Annotated in this window: 15 protein-coding genes; 6 read left to right on the top strand and 9 right to left on the bottom strand. The window is 67.7% G+C overall.

Translation table 11 applies throughout. From position 1 onward, the window contains the following. The first annotated feature begins 9 nt into the window (after positions 1-9). Positions 10-783 carry an enoyl-CoA hydratase gene (locus AC5Y6Y_RS10275; RefSeq protein ID WP_499927664.1) on the top strand — a complete coding sequence of 258 codons (774 nt, stop codon included), beginning with the start codon at positions 10-12 and terminating at the stop codon, positions 781-783. Continuing rightward, positions 780-2,540, top strand: a complete 1,761-nt coding sequence (locus tag AC5Y6Y_RS10270) for an alpha/beta hydrolase (protein WP_499927662.1) — start codon at positions 780-782, stop codon at positions 2,538-2,540. Before AC5Y6Y_RS10275 ends, AC5Y6Y_RS10270 begins: the two co-directional genes overlap by 4 nt. Here the strand turns inward: AC5Y6Y_RS10270 and AC5Y6Y_RS10265 are convergent. Together AC5Y6Y_RS10265 and AC5Y6Y_RS10260 are read right to left on the bottom strand one after the other, a co-directional pair. Continuing rightward, positions 2,537-2,929 carry a rhodanese-like domain-containing protein gene (locus tag AC5Y6Y_RS10265; protein ID WP_463828800.1) on the bottom strand — a complete coding sequence of 131 codons (393 nt, stop codon included), beginning with the start codon at positions 2,927-2,929 and terminating at the stop codon, positions 2,537-2,539. The two genes, AC5Y6Y_RS10270 and AC5Y6Y_RS10265, sit on opposite strands and share 4 nt — an antisense overlap. Continuing rightward, positions 2,929-3,513 (bottom strand): cysteine dioxygenase, encoded by a 585-nt coding sequence (locus AC5Y6Y_RS10260; RefSeq protein ID WP_499929878.1) that lies wholly within the window; start codon positions 3,511-3,513, stop codon positions 2,929-2,931. The genes AC5Y6Y_RS10265 and AC5Y6Y_RS10260 overlap by 1 nt, the downstream gene beginning before the upstream one ends. Before the next feature lie 165 nt (positions 3,514-3,678). On the opposite strand from AC5Y6Y_RS10260, the gene AC5Y6Y_RS10255 reads away from it, so the two are divergent. Next, positions 3,679-4,071, top strand: coding sequence for a lipoprotein LpqV (locus AC5Y6Y_RS10255; protein ID WP_499927658.1), 393 nt, complete (start codon positions 3,679-3,681; stop codon positions 4,069-4,071). A gap of 39 nt (positions 4,072-4,110) precedes the next feature. Then, the gene (locus AC5Y6Y_RS10250; protein ID WP_499927656.1) at positions 4,111-5,136 is read left to right on the top strand and encodes a patatin family protein; all 1,026 of its coding nucleotides are present in this window, start codon (positions 4,111-4,113) and stop codon (positions 5,134-5,136) included. 9 nt (positions 5,137-5,145) lie between these two features. Here the strand turns inward: AC5Y6Y_RS10250 and AC5Y6Y_RS10245 are convergent, their stop codons facing one another. The 7 genes from AC5Y6Y_RS10245 to AC5Y6Y_RS10215 form a co-directional block, all read right to left on the bottom strand. Next, positions 5,146-5,994 (bottom strand): patatin-like phospholipase family protein, encoded by an 849-nt coding sequence (locus tag AC5Y6Y_RS10245; RefSeq protein ID WP_499929876.1) that lies wholly within the window; start codon positions 5,992-5,994, stop codon positions 5,146-5,148. 24 nt (positions 5,995-6,018) lie between these two features. Continuing rightward, the gene (locus AC5Y6Y_RS10240) at positions 6,019-6,900 is read right to left on the bottom strand and encodes a class II glutamine amidotransferase (protein ID WP_499927652.1); all 882 of its coding nucleotides are present in this window, start codon (positions 6,898-6,900) and stop codon (positions 6,019-6,021) included. 8 nt (positions 6,901-6,908) lie between these two features. Beyond that, positions 6,909-7,382 carry an SRPBCC family protein gene (locus AC5Y6Y_RS10235; protein ID WP_463828794.1) on the bottom strand — a complete coding sequence of 158 codons (474 nt, stop codon included), beginning with the start codon at positions 7,380-7,382 and terminating at the stop codon, positions 6,909-6,911. A gap of 36 nt (positions 7,383-7,418) precedes the next feature. Then, positions 7,419-9,050 carry a long-chain fatty acid--CoA ligase gene (locus AC5Y6Y_RS10230; RefSeq protein ID WP_463828793.1) on the bottom strand — a complete coding sequence of 544 codons (1,632 nt, stop codon included), beginning with the start codon at positions 9,048-9,050 and terminating at the stop codon, positions 7,419-7,421. A gap of 96 nt (positions 9,051-9,146) precedes the next feature. After that, entirely contained in the window at positions 9,147-10,256 is a 1,110-nt protein-coding gene (locus tag AC5Y6Y_RS10225) for a YncE family protein (protein ID WP_463828817.1), read from the bottom strand. 488 nt (positions 10,257-10,744) lie between these two features. Beyond that, positions 10,745-12,328, bottom strand: coding sequence for an esterase-like activity of phytase family protein (locus tag AC5Y6Y_RS10220; RefSeq protein WP_499929874.1), 1,584 nt, complete (start codon positions 12,326-12,328; stop codon positions 10,745-10,747). Between the two features lie 53 nt (positions 12,329-12,381). Then, positions 12,382-13,164, bottom strand: coding sequence for a hypothetical protein (locus AC5Y6Y_RS10215; RefSeq protein ID WP_499929872.1), 783 nt, complete (start codon positions 13,162-13,164; stop codon positions 12,382-12,384). A 106-nt stretch (positions 13,165-13,270) separates the two neighbouring features. Here AC5Y6Y_RS10215 and AC5Y6Y_RS10210 point away from each other — a divergent pair, with 106 nt between their 5' ends. Both AC5Y6Y_RS10210 and AC5Y6Y_RS10205 read left to right on the top strand, forming a co-directional pair. Further along, positions 13,271-14,929 (top strand): acyl-CoA synthetase, encoded by a 1,659-nt coding sequence (locus tag AC5Y6Y_RS10210; protein WP_463828790.1) that lies wholly within the window; start codon positions 13,271-13,273, stop codon positions 14,927-14,929. Between the two features lie 127 nt (positions 14,930-15,056). Further along, complete coding sequence (locus tag AC5Y6Y_RS10205; RefSeq protein ID WP_499929870.1) at positions 15,057-17,606, top strand: acyltransferase family protein; 2,550 nt, start codon at positions 15,057-15,059, stop codon at positions 17,604-17,606. Positions 17,607-17,628 lie beyond the last annotated feature (22 nt).

Below are 17,628 nucleotides of genomic sequence, written 5' to 3'. Positions count from 1 at the left end.
GGCAATCGCATGTCCTACGAAACCATCCTGGTCGAGCGTGATGAACGAGTTGGCATCATCACCCTGAACCGGCCCAAGGCCCTCAATGCGCTGAACAGCCAGGTAATGCACGAAGTCACTGATGCCGCAACAGAACTGGATTCCGACGACGGCATCGGGGCGATCATCATCACCGGTTCGGCCAAGGCGTTCGCCGCGGGCGCCGACATCAAGGAGATGGCCGGACTGTCCTTCGCCGACGCGTTCGGCGCCGACTTCTTCGTCACCTGGGGCAAGTTGGCCGCGGTGCGCACCCCGACGATCGCGGCGGTGGCCGGCTACGCGCTCGGCGGCGGCTGTGAGCTGGCGATGATGTGCGATCTGCTGATCGCCGCCGACACCGCGAAATTCGGTCAGCCGGAGATCAAGCTGGGCGTGATCCCCGGTATGGGCGGCTCGCAACGGCTGACCCGGGCGATCGGCAAAGCCAAGGCGATGGACCTCATCTTGACCGGACGCACCATCGATGCGGCCGAGGCCGAACGCAGCGGACTGGTGTCGCGGGTGGTTCCCGCCGACGACCTGCTGACTGAAGCCAAAGCCGTCGCGAGCACCATCTCGCAGCTGTCGCTGTCGGCCACCCGGATGGCCAAGGAAGCCGTCAACCGCGCCTTCGAGTCCACCCTGGCCGAGGGACTTCTCTACGAGCGCAGGCTGTTTCACTCGACCTTTGCCACCGACGACCAATCCGAAGGCATGGCTGCCTTCGTGGAGAAGCGCCCGCCTGACTTCACCCACCGATGAGCGGCTCGGCGGCCCTGACCACCGACGAGGAATCGGCCGACGAGCCGCGCCCTGACGACAAGGATCTGGCCCCACCCCTGGTCCACGGCCGTTGGTGGGTGCGAAATTACACCTACACCGGGACCATGCTGGGCCTGATTTTCGTGTGGTTGTCGCTGACCCCGTCGCTGCTGCCCCGCGGGCCGCTGTTCCAGGGAGTGGTCAGCGGGTCTTCGGGCGCAACCGGATACGGGTTGGGTGTGTTCACCGTGTGGCTGGTCCGCTACATGCGTTCGCAGAACACCACTCCCCCCGCGCCGCCGTGGGCGTGGCCGCCGCTGATCGTGGTCGGCGCGATCGGCGTGGTGGTGATGGCGATCCGATTCCATGTCTGGCAGGACGACGTGCGCGACATGATGGGCGTCGAGCACCTGCAGTGGTACGACTACCCGCTGACCGGCGCGCTGTCGATGGTCGTGTTGTTCACCTTTGTCGAAATCGGCAAGTTCATCCGCTGGATCGTCACTCGCCTGGTGGCACAGGTGGATCGGGTCGCCCCGTTCCGCGTTTCGGCGGCCATCGTGGTGATCGCGCTCACCGCGCTGACGATCACTGTGCTCAACGGCGTGGTGCTCAAGTTCGCGATGCGGTCCATGAACGGCTCGTTCGCCTCGCTCAACAACGAGATGGACCCCGACAGTGCACCGCCGAAGACCAGGCTGCGCTCCGGCGGTCCGGAGTCGCTGGTGTCGTGGGAGTCACTGGGCCATCAGGGCCGGATCTTCGTCCGGGGTGGACCGTCGGTGAAGAAGCTGACCGCATTCAACGGCGTTGCGGCGCTTCAGCCGATCCGGGCGTACGCCGGCCTGAAATCCGCGGCAGACATCGACGCGACCGCCCAACTGGCGGCCCAGGAGCTGCTGCGGACCGGAGGCCTGCAGCGCGCCGTCGTCGCAGTGGGCACCACCACCGGCACCGGGTGGATCAACGAGGCGGAGGCCTCGGCACTGGAATACATGTACAACGGCAACACCGCGATCGTCAGCATGCAGTACTCGTTCCTGCCGAGCTGGCTGTCGTTCCTGGTGGACAAGGAGAACGCCCGGCACGCCGGGCAGGCGTTGTTCGAGGCCGTCGACAAGCTGATCCGGCAGATGCCGGAATTCAAGCGTCCCAAGCTCGTCGTCTTCGGCGAGAGCCTGGGCTCGTTCGGCGGCGAGGCGCCGTTCATGAGCCTCAACAACGTGCTGGCCCGTACCGACGGCGCCCTGTTCAGCGGGCCGACGTTCAACAACACCATCTGGACGCAGCTGACCGCGACGCGGGACCGCGGTTCGCCGGAGTGGTTGCCGATCTTCGACGGCGGTCACAACGTCCGCTTCGTCGCGCGCCCGGAGGACTTGAACCGTCCCAGCCGGGAGTGGAGCAGACCCCGGGTGGTGTATCTGCAGCACGCCTCCGACCCGATCGCCTGGTGGACACCGGACCTGCTGTTCAACAAACCGGACTGGCTGCGCGAGAAGCGTGGCTACGACGTGTTACCCGAGACGCGGTGGATCCCGCTGGTGACGTTCCTGCAGGTGTCGGCGGACATGGCGGTTGCGGTCGACGTTCCCGACGGCCACGGCCACCGTTACGTGGCCAACTGCGCCGACGGCTGGGCCGCGGTGCTGTCGCCGCCGGGGTGGACGCCGGAAAAGACCGAACGGCTACGGCCGATGCTGAACGCCAACGCGATGCCGCTGGGCTCGGGCGACGATCAGGACGCCACCGGTTAGCGGCTGACCGGTTCCAGGTCGCCCAGCACGCCGGCGGCGCTCAGCGCGTGATAGCCGCCGATCACGTCGGTCGCGCGGTGCAGGCCCAGGTCCAGCAGCGCGGCCGCGGCCAGGCTCGAGGTGTAGCCCTCCGAACACAGGATCACCCACTGCACGTCGTCGTCGACGGCTGCGGGGAGCCGGGCGTCGCTGGTCGGGTCCAGGCGCCACTCCAGCACATTGCGTTCGATCACCAGCGCACCGGGCACCTCGCCTTCCCGGGCACGCTGAGCCTGCGGCCGGATGTCGACGAGCAACGCGCCGCCGCGAACCGCCGCGGGCACGTGTTCGGCAGGCAGCCGGCGGTATCGGTCCCGGGCCGCGTCCAGCACGGCGTCGATCCGGCTCATCACGGGCCTTCCGGCTGGTCGGTCAACTCGGTTCGATTGCGGCGCAGCGTGTTTCGCTCGGTCACCTCGTAGTAGGACATCGCCGTAAGCGGCGGCGAGTAGGCGTGCACGCTCAGGGTCGGAGCCGACGCACCGGTGCCGATGTCGACCGGTCCCTCCACCGACCTGGGCGCCCACACCACGTCGTGCACCCAGCCCAGCGGAAATCCCGCCTGGTCGCCGGCCTCGAGCCGACGGCGACGCAATTTCCTTCCGTCCCAACGGAACTCGCTGAGCGCACCGGAGAGCACCGTCAGCGCACCGAGTGAACCGCCGTGGTCGTGCAGTTCGGTGGCGTGCCCGGGAACCCAGCTGATCAACCAGATGTCGAGTTCCTCGTCGCCGTGGATGCGGGCGAACCAGCGCTGCTGCTCGGGCACCCCGCCGTCGGGAAGCAGGTGGTCGCAGCGTCCGCTCAGCACGTCGTCGGCGGCCTGATCGGTGGCGTGCAACAGATCGGGCACGCGCAACCGGGTGGGCCCCGGGTAGGGGGCAGTCAGCGTCGGATAGGGCCGGGACAGGGGCTGCAGAACAGGGTGAGCCATGAGGAACTCCGGAGTCGAAACGGTCAGGGCAAGCGGCGGCGTCAGGGCCGACAACACTCGCAAAATCCGAACCGCTCCAGCACGGGGAAAGTGTTGCATAGATTGGGTGGCGTGCGCCGATCCCGATCTCAGCTGCCCCGGCCGGACGCGACCTGCCGAACGGTCATGATTGCGGCAATTCTGCCGGTGCTGGCCGGCTGCTCGTCCGGTGACCACGGCGGCCACCCCGCGTCCACGTCGGCGCAGTCGTCGGCGGCGACGGGTTCGCTGGCACCCGGCGCGATCGGCGTCTCCCCGGCCGGTGTGACGACCCGCGTGGACGCTCCCGCCGAATCGACTGAGGAAGAGTATTTCCAGGCCTGCCATGCCGCCAAGGTGTGGATGGATGAGCGGTCGACCACCGGTGAGGCGGCCGTCGAGCCGTATCTGCAGATGGTTCAGACGGCTGCGGCCGGGGTTGCCGGCAGCTTCAACAAGCGGTGGAGCGAGTTGGGCCCTGCTCGCCAGGCCGCGGTGATCGTCGCGGCGCAGGCGGCCGCCCGCGGCGAGTGCGGCTGACGGCAGCCTTAACAATTGCGATCAGGGGTGCAAAAAACTATGGCCGGTCCCTCAGCTGTTCGCCCGCGTGCCCGCGTCGCGTTGGCACTGGGCAGCGGCGGCGCCCGCGGCTACGCCCACATCGGAGTGATCCAGGCGCTGCAGGAACGTGGCTATGAGATCGCCGGGATCGCCGGTTCCTCGATGGGCGCCCTGGTCGGCGGCGTGCAGGCCGCCGGGCGGCTCGACGAACTCGCCGACTGGGCCAAGTCGCTGACCCAGCGCACCATTCTGCGGCTGCTCGACCCGTCGTTGACGGCGGCGGGGGTGTTGCGGGCCGAGAAGATTCTGGATGCGGTACGCGACATCCTCGGCCCGGTCACCATCGAGGAACTGGACGTCCCCTTCACCGCGGTGGCCACCGATCTGCTGACCGGTAAGTCGGTGTGGTTTCAGCGCGGTCCCGTCGACGAAGCCATCCGCGCATCGATCGCCATTCCGGGGGTGATCGCACCGCACGAGCTCGACGGCCGCCTGCTCGCCGACGGCGGCATCCTCGACCCGCTGCCGATGGCACCGATCGCAGCGATCAACGCCGACCTGACGATCGCGGTCAGCCTCAACGGAAGTGAGCCGGGCGCCACCCGCGACGCGGAACCGGGGATGACGACCGAATGGATGAACCGCATGGTGCGCAGTACCACCGCGTTGTTCGACATCAGTGCCGCCAAGGCCCTGCTGGACCGGCCCACGGCCCGCGCGGTCCTCGGACGCTTCGGCGCGACCGTCCCGGAGCAGGAGCAGGAGCAGGAGTCGGGGTCGGACTCCGGCGCCGAAGAAGACGGGGAGCTGCCCGAGCTGCCCAAGCTCGGCGGCTTCGACGTGATGAATCGGACGATAGACATCGCGCAGTCCGCACTGGCCCGGCACATTCTGGCGGCCTATCCGCCGGACGTGCTGATCGAGGTGCCGCGCAGCACCTGCCGCAGTCTGGAATTCCACCGGGCCGTGGAGGTGATCGACGCGGGACGCGCGCTGGCCGACCGGGCACTGGACGACTTCGAGGACAGCGGCGACGACGAGTAGGGCCCCTGCTCAACGACTCAGGAAGCGCGCGACCGCCCGCGCCTCGCGGCGCCCCTGCGCCCGGCCCGCCGTCGCCGACCCGACCCGGCAGCGCGGATCCAGCGGGTTGGCCCCGAACGCCGCCAGGGATTCCTCGTCGGCGAACACACTGAACGTCGTGCCCGCGAACGCCGCGATCTCGGCGGCCGGCCCGGCACCGAACGGCGACGGGGCATCCGCGGCGGCGGGCACCAGCACCACCACCTCGTCGCAGTCGGCGGCGACATCGACGTTGACCGCGCTGTTCACCCCGCCGTCCATGTAGCGTCGCCCACCGATGGTCACCGGCGGCCACGCCCCCGGCACCGCGCAGCTGGATGCCACCGCATCGACCAGGCCGACACCGGACGCGCGATCGAAGACCACCAATTCCCCGGTGGCGGTGTCGATTGCGGTGATCCGCAGCGCGCGGTCCGGCCACTCGTGCGACGGCAGGCGCTGGGCGATGACGCCGCGTCGCACGTCCTCGGGCACGGTGTGGGTGCCCAGCGCCACCGAACCGATCCGCTGCAGGCGTTCCCGCTTCGGAATGCCCGGCTCGCGCAGGGCGTCCAGGAACAGTTCGGTGATGGATTCGATGTCGACGCCGGGGTCGATCTCGGCCGACGCCTCACCCGTCTGCCGTTCGAACAACGTATCCAGGGTGCAACCACTGCTGAGCTGCGCGGCCACCGTCGAGCCGGCGGAGGTGCCGACCAGCACGTCGGATTCCAGCAGCAGCCGCGCCGCATCCGGCGACTCGTCGGCAATCCCACGCAGAATGCCTGTCTCCCAAGCGATTCCCGCTACTCCACCACCGGCCAGGACAAGTGCACGCATAGCTGACTACTCTGCCAGTCGCCGCTATGGGAGGTGCCGCGTGCCCGGCAGGGCGTGCTGGGCACGGAAGACCGGCTGACTCAGATCGTCTCGGCGCACCAGGTTCTTGGGCGGGTCGGGCAGCACCACCGAGCGGCTGATCTGCAGGTCGGCGTCGACGTAGACGAGTTCGCCCGGGTCGAGCAGCAGCCAGCGGGGATCGTCGTCCATCGGTTCGGTCGCGAACACCACCGCCGAGCTGTCGGTCAGCGTCTCGGATCGGGCGTGGATCCTGCTGGTGGACATGTCGAAGTCGGGTTCACCGTCGCGACGACGATCCAGCATGAACAACTGATGCGTCTGCGGGTACCGCAGTGCCCACATCTGGGTGCCCATGCAGAGCAGGATGTTGACGGCATAGATCGGCACGTTGGCGGCCAACCAGCTCACCGCATCGACCAAACCCGTTGTCACGTCCCCTTTTCGGGCCCGGATGGCAGCGGTGATCAAGGCGAACACCCGCTCGGAATCGGTCTGGCCCAGCACCAGGTCATAGGTGCCGAGTTCGCGCAGCCGGTCGTCGAGGATGTCCAGACCTTCGATCATGCCGTTGTGCGCGAAAATCCTGCCGTCCTGCAGGAACGGGTGGGTATTGCGCACGTCGAGGGACCCCGTCGTCGCGTACCGGACATGCGCGATGAACGCGGTGCCGGTCAGCTCATGCGCCTCGGTGGCGAACGTCGCGTCCTGCCAGGCCGCGATCGGCTCCTTGTGCAGGTGCGGCCGGCCGCGCTCGTCGAACAGCCCGAGGCCGGTGCCGTCCGGGTTCTTGCGGCTCTGCGCAGCGAGGCTGTCGGGCGCGTCGAGCAACCAGAACGTGGCGGTGACAACTTCCGTCCCGGCGTGCAACCCGAAAAGTCGACACATGGCGGGACTCAGCCCACCAGCTCAGCGGACAGCTTCTCCAGCACCACCCGCGCGTAGCCCTTCCACATCTTGGCGAAGACCGGCAGCAGCGACGCCGCCGTCGCAGACTTGGGGTGCAGCGTCCACTGCCAGCTCACCCGCGTCCCGGTGCCCGCCGGCGTGAACGACCACTTACCGTCGATCGAGCTGACCAGCGCCGAGAGCGGGCCGGTGAGCTGGGAGAGGGTGTAGGCGAACGAGTGCGGCGGGTCCACCGCGGTCAGCTGCTCGCGTACCCGACCGCCGCCCACCATCAGAATGGTGCGGGTCTGGCCGGGCGCGTCCCAGGCGCCCGTTTGATCCCGCACTTCCCTGATCGGCGGGATCACGCCGTACCACTGCGACATCGTCTTCGGCAGCGATATCGGCATCGTCTGCGCGAACGCATCCTCGACGGAGACGGGTATTGCGCGCGACTGTTCGACGGTCACGGACCTGGCCATATCTCTCTCTTCCCGACGGCGAGCGCTCGCGGAGTCCTAGCTGTGCACTTCGGTGACGTCATACTCGCCGTCGGCGTAGCGCGACCGGATGGTCTTTTTGTCGTACTTGCCCACGCTGGTGCGCGGAACCTCCTCGACGAACGTCCACCGTTCCGGCAACCACCAGCGAACGACCTTGTCCGCCAGATACTTTCGCAGCCCGTCGGCACTGACGTCGGCCCCGTCCCGGGCGACGACGACGGCCAGCGGCCGTTCCTGCCAACGCTCGTCGGGCACTCCGACGACGGCGGCCTCCACCACATCGGGATGCGCAATGAGGCAGTTCTCCAAGTCGACCGAGGAGATCCACTCGCCACCGGATTTGATGACGTCCTTGGCTCGGTCAGTCAACGTGATGAAGCCCTGTTCGTCGATGCGCCCGACGTCGCCGGTACGCAGCCAACCAGAATCGAACTTGGACTCGTCCTGCCCCCGGTAGTACGAGCCGGTGATCCACGGACCGCGAACTTCCAACTCTCCCACCGCTTCACCATCGTGCGGCAGCGCGTTGCCTTCATCGTCGACGATGCGGGTCTCCACGCCGCAGACCGGTTGACCCTGGGTCACGCGGAAGGCCCAGTGCTGATCGTCGGGGGTCTTGGGCGGCGGCCAGGCCATGGACGCCAACGGCGAGGTCTCGGTCATGCCCCACAATTGGCGGATCTGCACGTTGTGTTTGTCCTCGAAGGTGCGCATCAACGACTCCGGCACCGCCGATCCACCGCACGCCACCCGCCGCAGCGAGGACACGTCATGGTCGGGTTCGCGTTCCAGGTAATGCATGACGTCATTCCAGATCGTCGGCACCGCCCCGGCCAGGGTGGGTCGCAGGGTCTCCACGAGATGAATCAACGACGGCGCGTCCAGGTGCCGGTCGGGCAGCAGCAGATCGGCGCCGGCAGCCAGCGCCGCGTACGGCAGGCCCCAGGCGTTGGCGTGGAACATCGGCACGATGGGCAGCAGCCGGTCGCTGGCACCCACCCCGATCCCGTTGCTGGTACATGCGGCCATCGTGTGCAGGAAGCTCGAACGATGGCTGTACACAACACCTTTGGGATGGCCAGTGGTGCCGCTGGTGTAGCACATGGCGGCCGCGGAGTTTTCGTCGAGTCGCGGCCAGTCGAATTCGGCTGATTCGCCGTCGATCACGTCGCGATAGCGCAGCACCGTCTTGCCGGATTCTTCCAGCGGCGCGATGTCGCCCTCACCGACCGCGATCACGGTGTGCACGGTCTCGAGATCGCCCAGTACCGGGGCGAGCTGCTTGATCAGAGACACATCGACCAGCACCACGCGGTCCTCGGCCTCGTTGGCGACGTAGCTGAGTTGTTCGGCGAACAGTCGAATGTTCAGCGTGTGCAGCACCGCGCCCATCGAGGGCACCGCGAGATAGGCGGTCAGATGTTCGGCGTTGTTCCACATGAAGGTGGCCACCCGCTCGTCACCGGTGATACCGATGCGGCGCAACGCATTTGCCAACTGGGCAGCCTGCTGGCCTACCTCGCGATAAGTGGTGCTGCGATAGCCGTCACCGGTTGCGGTGACGACCTCCCGCAGTCCGTGCACACCGCAGCCGTGCCGCATGATCGCGGTGATCGTCAGCGGAAAGTCCTGCATCGTGCTGTACATCGATGTACCGCCTCACGCGTCGCGGCTGAGCATCATGGCCTCCTGCGCGATGCTAGCGCCGAACCGTGCGACGAGGAACGCCCGCCCCGGGCGGGGCTACACCAGCGCCGGGTCGTACTGCAGCACGTCGGGGACGAACAGATCCACCGACCGCTTGCTTTCCAGGGCCGCCGGCTCGACGTCGGAGTGCAGGCTCGCCGCCAGCGGCGTCACCAGGACCACACCGGAGTAGTCGGCGATGTAGAGGTAGCGCCCGTCCCGGCTTTCGGCCACGCAGGACGGCTCGGCCGCGACGTTTACCGAGTCGATGACGTCTTGGGTGAGGGTGCAGAGGATCGTGACGCTGTCATCGCTGACCAGGTAGGCCCGGTCGCCGTCGCCACTGAGGGTGAGCCGGGTCAGGATGCCGGTGACCTCGGTGATCTTGCGGGTGCCGGTGATCTTGGTGGTGCGGGTGTCGACGACGTCGATCACCGCGAAGTCCGGGCCGGTGCTGGCGACGTATGCCAGTGACCCATTGGGACTGATCGCGACGTCGCGCACGGGCAGGCCGGTGCCGATCGTCGCGATCACGGCCGGCGCGTGCGGGTGGGCGTTCCTGCGACGCCAGCGCGAACGGCGTCCGGTTTCTTCCGGCACGCCGGTGTCCACGACCACCAACTGCCCCCCGGCCGGTCCGTTGACCCCGACATACAAGCGGGTGCCGTCGGGACTGAGCCGGACGCAGTCGGTGGTGGTGCCGGGGTCGGTGGCGATGTCGACCACCTGGATGCCGCCGGTCGCGGTGTCCAGCACGGCGATATCGGCGTTGCGGACGCCGTTGCGGCCGATGTACACGTGCTTGCCGTCTGCGCTGACCGCGAGGTCGCTGACGCTGAGCGCAACGGGGTGTGTCTCGATGACGGCGCCGGTGGTCGTGTCGAGGACCTGGATCGCGTCGTAAGCATTCGACACCGTGCTCAGGTAGGCCCGGTCGGTCGCATCGGTGGCGATGACGAAAGGTTCCTCAAGACCGGCGATGGTCTGCACCACCCGGTAGGCGGCGGTGTCGATGACCGAGACACTGTCGCCGCCGTGGTTGGTGACCAGCAGCCGGCTGCCGTCGGGGCTGACGGCGATGTCGCTGATGGGTCCGTCGCTGACCGGAATCTGGACAGCCACTGGCTCGGGAGCGGTCTCCACATCCCGTAGATCGGGGCCGTTCATCTTGCTGTCGAAAATCACGAGGCTCACCTGGCACCGCCTTCAATGTCGATCGTCGGATCTCCCGGATGTACCCCGCGCGACGTTGCACGACATTGGTAACCGGCTCACACGCACCACAGCCATTCCGTGCGTTTAACCGACAATTTTAGTCGCATAATTCCGGGTAAATAGAATGTAAAACTATTGGTGTTACCCACGTCACGTCGCGCACTCAGCTTGCCCTCAGGTTCGCAAATTCGCCGACTCGGAAATTCGCTGCTCAGCAAATCGTTTTGCCGTGTTCACGCACGGTTTTACGCGCAGCGGCTAAGTTTTTACCATTATGTGTGGTAACCGTTAAATAAGAATATTCTTATTTAAGCGTCAGCAAAAAGAGGCGCATATCACAGCGCCGGTGGCCGTGTTGTCGCCCGCCCGGGCGCACCCGACTGCGTCGGGTGGTTCCGCTTCGGTGCCGGCTTGCCACGGCGCCAGAGGCCTGCGGCGGTTCAACCGACCCGGAACGAGACCTGCACCGTCTCCGTCGTGGCCGTCGGCTTGGTGGTGTCGACGATCAGGAATTCGCCGCTGTCCTGGGTGCCGTTGGGCAACACCTTGGGTTTGAGCCGAAACGGCGGAGCGTCCGAGGCGATGCCGGCCAACCCGAAGTCGCTGTCGTTGGCGATGACCAACGTGTTCCCCCCGTCGCGGGTGAACAGGCCTTCGACCTTGCTGTGACCGAAGAAGTCACCGTCACCGGACAGCGAGCGCACCAGCGCACCGAGATCGAGCTTGAGAGTCTTTGTGGCAACGGCGATTCCGACGGACTTGAGTTTGGCGACGGCGTCGGTGTCGGTGCCGGCACCGATCAGGGTCTCGATCGGCACCCGGTCGATCAACAAGCCGCCCGCGTCGGCCTCGTACGCGGCGCCGGGCACCGTGGCGCGGGGCCCGACGTCGGTGGCGGTGGCCACGTCGACGAAATAGATCTTTTTGCTGGCTTTCGGGGCGGGTTTGGAGTCACCTTCGTCGATCAGGAAGGTGGTGGCGCTCAGCGCGGTGATCTCCGACACCCCGACCTTCGACTCCCGCGGATTGGCCAGCGGATACAGATACTCGTGCACGATGCTGCGGTCGACGAGGTTGACCGTCACGATGCGGGTCACCGGGACGTCCCTGGCCGAACCCGACAGCCCCGGTGTCTGGATCGCCGACTGCATGACCCCCACCAACGTGTTGCCGTCCGGGGTGAGGGTGAGCCCCTCGAGCCCCTGATTCGGCGTGCGCAGGGACAGCTCCCGCGGCAGGGTGTCGTCGGACGGCGAAAGACGTTCCAGCTCTTTGCCGTTGGCGTCGAAATGAATGATGTAGGGGCCGTATTCCTCGGACACCCAGAAGGTGCCGTCGCGGGTGACGGCCAACCCTTCGGGATCCACGCCGTAGTCCGACGGCGGCAGTGGCACTCCGTCGAGGTCCACCAGCGACTCGCCGGTGCTCGCGTGCGGGTCGATCAGCCCCACCAGCGGGACACCGTCCGAGGCCTGCAGCGGGATGGTCCGCTGGACCGTCGCGACGCCGGCGGAAAGCTTGAGCCTGACGATCTGGGGGTGATAGTCGGGCAGCGGCAACACCTTCTCGCCGGGGCCACGCCCGTCGACGTTGGGTCCGCGGTCGGTGAGTCCGTAGATCTCGTCGGCGCTGCCCGGCACCGCGGCGATGCTGGACCCGTGCGCACTGGCCTTGATCGTCACGCCGCCCATCGTGGCCAGCGGCAGTTGATCTTCGGCGTAGACCTGCACCGCGCGGCTGACGGTGACATCGAGGTGGTCGGTCCCGGTGAAGCCGCGATCCGGCGCGTACACCATGCTCCCGTTGTCGCCGTAGCTGATCTTGCCGTGGGCGGGTTTACCGAACGCGACGGGCGTGGCGCCGCCGGTAGCCGCCAGCATGCGGCCCGGTGCGATGGTCAGCGGCTGTCCCGCGGCCGTGCGGAATTCGGATTTTGCGGTCGACGGTGACCCATGCGAGGAACAGGCCACGACGGTGGCCAGCACCGTCGCGAGCACGATCGACGTTCTCACGCTGTCTGCCATTCGCTGTGCATAGCAAGCCAAGTTGACGCCGCGGTGTACGCAGGCCGGCGCCGCTAGCCCCTCTTGTCCCGCACCTTGTAGGTCGAGGGCCACGACTTTCGGGATTCGTCGCCGGTCAGCGGGGTGCCCATGCCGCCGACCTTGACGGCGTAGGCCTCCTTACCCGGACCGACCTCCCGGTTGGCGTGCTCCTGGGCCAGGAAGTAGAGCTCGTCGATGGTGGCTTCGTCATACGCCACGAACGACGTCTCCCGGGCGACGTCGTCGATCCCGGCGAGCATCCGTTCCGGCAGGAAGCGCGAGATCAAGGCGGCCACACCCAGCAGCGAGAACGGGATCACCCAGTAGAAGACGAACGACAGCGGTTTCCTGGTCTCCAGGATCGTCGCGTCACCCTCCACGATCGGCGGGATCGCCGATGACACCGTCATGCCGGCGAAGGCAGCGACCCAGACCCAGGTCAGGATGCCGGTGATGCGCCGGAACAGCTCGGTGTTGACGACGTCGGGGGGCTGCTCGGCGGCGGCGAACTCGCGCACGAACGGTTTCCCGATCAGCACACCGGTCAGCGCCACCAGGAAGATCCCGGCGTTGCTCAGCGGCTGGATCCAGCGCGTCATGAACGCGTCGCTGACCGCCAGGGTCAACACCGTGAGCGCCACAAAGATTGTGACAGCACCGATTTCGAGCGTCTGCCCGGATTTGCCGGAGGCCCGCCCGACCGCGAACACCGCGACCGCCATCAGCAGCGCGACCGACACGGCGGTGATGAATGGGACGTTACCGACCAGGATCCAGTAGACGATCCACGGCGCAAAGCCAAAAAGCATGCCCACGAGGGGTCAGTGTATGGCTGGGCCGGATGCCGTGGCGGCGGGGGCGGCACTGCACGCGACGACGACTGCTACCGTGACCACGCAAACTCGACGTCGAGGAGCCCCGATGGCCAGTGCATTGAACGGCATTCAGCAGAAGCTGCAGCACATCACCGAAGCGGGACGCGCGGTCAAGCGCCTCGCCGACACCGGCATCATCGACCTGCGGGACCTCAATTCGACGGTGCAGGCCGGCAAGCTCACCCGCGTCTACGGACCGCAGGCCACGATGACGATCCTGGGCGGCCGCAGGTATGCGGCGTTGCCCGCGATCGTCGACGAGCGCGGCACTCTGACCTACCGGCAGGTCGACGACCAGTCCTGGGCGCTGGCGCACGGCCTGCAATCCTTCGGCGTCAACGCGGGCTCTGTCGTCGGGCTGCTGTGCCGCGACCATCGGGGACTGGTCATCGCGATGGCCGCCTGCGGCAAGCTCGGCGCCCGCCTCGTGCTGATGAACACCGGGTTCGCCAAACCGCAGTTCGCCGAGGTCTGCAAGCGTGAGAACGTCAAGGTGGTGCTGCACGACAGCGAGTTCCTCGGCCTGCTCGACGCGCTGCCCGCCGACCTGCCGCGGGTGCTGGTCTGGGTCGACGACGACGCGGAAGTGCCCGCGGGGGCGCACACGCTGGACGACATCGTCGCGGCCAACTCCACCGAGCCGCTACCTCCGCCGAGCAAAGCCGGTGGGTCGGTCATCCTGACCAGCGGCACCACCGGGCTCCCCAAGGGCGCGCCGCGCGACACCGTGTCGCCGCTGGCGACCGCGCAGATCGTCGACCGGATCCCGTTCCCCCGCAAGGGAACCATGGTGATCGTCTCGCCGATCTTCCACAGCACCGGGTGGGCCACGTACACCGTGGGCGCCGCCCTGGGCAACAAGGTGGTGACCGCCCGGCGGTTCAAGCCGGAAGCCACCTTGAAACTGATCGCCGAGCACCGCGCCGACATGCTGGTGGCGGTGCCGACCATGCTGCACCGGATCGTCGAACTCGCACCCGACGTCATCGCCAAGTACGACACCTCGTCGTTGAAGGTGATCCTGATTGCCGGATCGGCGCTGAGTCCGGAACTGTCCAACCGGGTGCAGGACACCTTCGGTGACGTCCTCTACAACATGTACGGGTCGACCGAGTGCGCGATTGCGAGCGTCGCCACCCCCGCCGAACTGCGCCAGGCGCCCGGCACCGCCGGCCGGGCCCCGCTGACCTGCGAGGTGGTCCTGTACGACGAGCACGACCGACGTCTCGAGGGCGCGAACCGTCGCGGCCGGATTTTCGTCCGTAACGGGGCGCCGTTCTCCGGCTACACCGACGGCCGCAACAAGCAGATCCTGGACGGCTTCATGTCCAGCGGTGACATGGGTCACTTCGATGAGAACGGCCTGCTGTTCGTCGACGGCCGCGACGACGACATGATCGTCTCCGGCGGGGAGAACGTCTTCCCGCAGGAAGTGGAGAACCTGCTCGAGGAGCGCCCGGATGTCGACGAAGTGGCGGTAGTCGGTGTCGACGACGTGGAGTTCGGAAAGCGGTTGCGCGCCTACATCGTTTCCGAACCCGGTGCCGCCCAGGATGCCGCCGAGATCAAGCAGTACGTGAAGGACAATTTGGCGCGCCACAAGGTGCCGCGCGATGTGGTGTTTGTCACCGAACTACCGCGCAATGCCACCGGCAAGCTGCTACGTCGGGTCCTGGCCGAGATGGACATCGAACCGTCGAGCTGACACACGACAAATCGTCTGTCCCCGGCGCGTTGGATCGGTTAGCGTAGCTGACTCGACGACAACTTCGGATTGGTAAGCGGCAGCGGGGAGCCGACCAACTTTGGCAACGATCACGAGCTCGACGGGGGTGCGAGCCAGTTCTTGCACGCCCGCGTCGACACGCGCTCGGCTGGGCAGACTCCCGGGAATCGACGGGATACGCGCGCTCGCGGTGAGCGCGGTGGTGCTGTATCACGTGAACCCGGCGTGGCTGCCCGGCGGCTACCTCGGCGTCGACGTGTTCTTCGTGATCAGCGGATTCCTCATCACCCGGCTACTGATCGCCGAACGCGCGGGCTCGGGTCGGATCAGCTTGCGGCAGTTCTGGATTCGTCGGGCCCGGCGCATCTTGTCGCCGCTGCTGCCGATGCTGTTCGCGACCGTGGCGGTCACCGCTCTCGTGGACCGGACGATGTTGCATGCGCTGCGCAACGAAGTGCTGGGCGCGGTGACGTTCACCAGCAACTGGGTGCAGATCAGCGAACACCAGTCCTACTTCACCAGATTCGGGCCACCCTCGTTGCTGCAGCACCTGTGGTCGCTGGCGGTGGAGGAGCAGTTCTACCTGGTGTGGCCCGTGCTCGTCATCGCGGTGCTGTGCTGGTGGGGCCGCAACACCGCGGTCGCGATCGTCGCGGGTGCCGGTGCGCTCGCCGCTGCCGCGGCCATGGCCGTGCTCTATCAACCCGGCACCGATCCCTCGCCGATCTACTACAGCACCGCGACCCACAGCGCCGGCCTTTTCGGCGGTGCGGTGCTGGCCGTGGTGTGGCCGGCCGTCGCGGCGCGCGTGGGTTCGTCTTTCGGCAGCAGCGTGCTGGCCGGCGCGGGCCTGGCCGGGATCGCCATCGGCTACTGGCTGCTGGACGAGGACGGGTCCGCCACCTATCGGGGTGGCATCCTCGCCGTCTCGGCGGCCTGCGCGTTGCTCATCAGCGGCCTGGGCCTCGGCCGCAATTCCGTCGAGCGGCTGCTGTCGCGGCCCTCGCTGTGCTGGCTCGGCGCCCGGTCCTACGGCCTGTACCTGTGGCACTGGCCGGTTTTGGTGCTGGGTGATCGCCTGCTGGGGCGCCGGACGCTGCTGGTCGCCGGCGTCGAGATCGCCGCTGCCGTGTTGCTCGCCGCGGCCTCGTACCGATGGATCGAGAAGCCTGTCCTGCGGCTCGGCTACCGCCGCGCGTGGCAGGCTGGCTGGTGCGCGGTGCGCGGCGGCCGCACGGGAAGAATCTGGGTGGCAGGTGCGACGGCTGCGGGCGGTGTGTTGGTCCTGGGTGCGCTGGTGTTCGCACCTGCACCGCCGTTGACGGGGCTCGACAAGCAGTTGGCCGAGGCGCTCGCCGCGCAACAAGCAGCGGCTGTTGCGGCGCCGGGTGCGCAGCCGCCGGCGCCCGTCGTCGACGCCCCACCTGCGTCCCCGGCGGCAACTGAGTCGGTCGGGCCGCCGCCCGGCGACCAGATCAGCGCGGTGGGCGACTCGGTGATGCTGGCGTCGTCGTTTGCGCTGCGCGACCGGCTACCCAGCATCCGGATCGACGCGGTGACCAACCGCAGCATGCAGGCGGCGCCCGGCATCCTCAGCGCGCTCGATGCCGGCGGTGCGCTGCGCCCGGTGGTGTTGCTGGGTCTGGGCAGCAACGGGTCGTTCCCGCGCGACCTGCTCGAGGGTATCGTCGACGAGCTCGGCCCGGAGCGGAAACTGTTCCTGGTCAACCTGTATCTGCAGGACAGACCGTGGACCGACGAGGTCAATCGGACCTTGACCGAGGTGGCGCTCGCGCACCGCGCCAATGTCCGCCTGATCGACTGGCAGAGCGCCGTCAGCGGACACGAAGACCTGCTCTACGCCGACCACGTCCATCCGCAGCCGGGTGCCGGCGCCGACCTCTACGCGCAGACGGTGATCGCGGCCATGAGCGAGAAGCCGGCTCCGCCCGCAGCGCCCGCGGCCGCCCTGGATCCGGTGGTCCCGCCGGTTGGCCGGGCACCGGCCCCGCCGACGCCCACCCCGGCATCGCGCACTCCCGATCACAGCGAGCAACTGCTCCTCACGCTGGTGGCGCTGGCCATGGTGCTCGCCATCCCGATCCTGGTCGCCGTCCGTGCCGCTGTCGGCACCCGGCGTGTCCAGCTGGCCGTGGCGGGCGACGACCGTGCCGCTGCGTCGGACGCACTGTTCGCGCCGCCGACGCGAGCGCGCTCACCACCCCGTGCGACGGCGGATACCACGCCGGTTCGTACGTCAGAGTTCGTAACCACCGCACACCACCCGGACAGGAGTGAGGATGTCTACCCGGACCATCATCGCCGTGATCGGAGTATGCCGGGCTGCCGGCGGCGCGGCCGCTTACTTCTGGCCGACGGCCTTCGCCAGACACGGCAAGATCACCGGGGCAGGCGCCAGCACCGACAGTCGGTATGTCACCCGACTTTTCGGCGCCCGCGACATGGTGATCGGCGCCGCGACCGTGACCGGACCGGCGCAACATACCGCGCTGTGCATGGGAGTCGTGTGCGACGGCCTGGACACCGCGTCGGGGTTGCTGGCCGGCCGGGACGGCAAAGACGCCGGCTGGGTACGCGCCGCGTCGGTGCTCACCACAGTCTTCACGCTCGCGGGTTTGGCTGTGGGCGTGCGTAATTCGCGGCCCTAGCCCGAGCAG

This window comes from Mycobacterium sp. NGS24 (assembly GCF_059813065.1).
The sequence above is the reverse complement of the archived record's forward strand: the minus strand, read 5'-3'. Positions and strand labels throughout refer to the sequence as shown.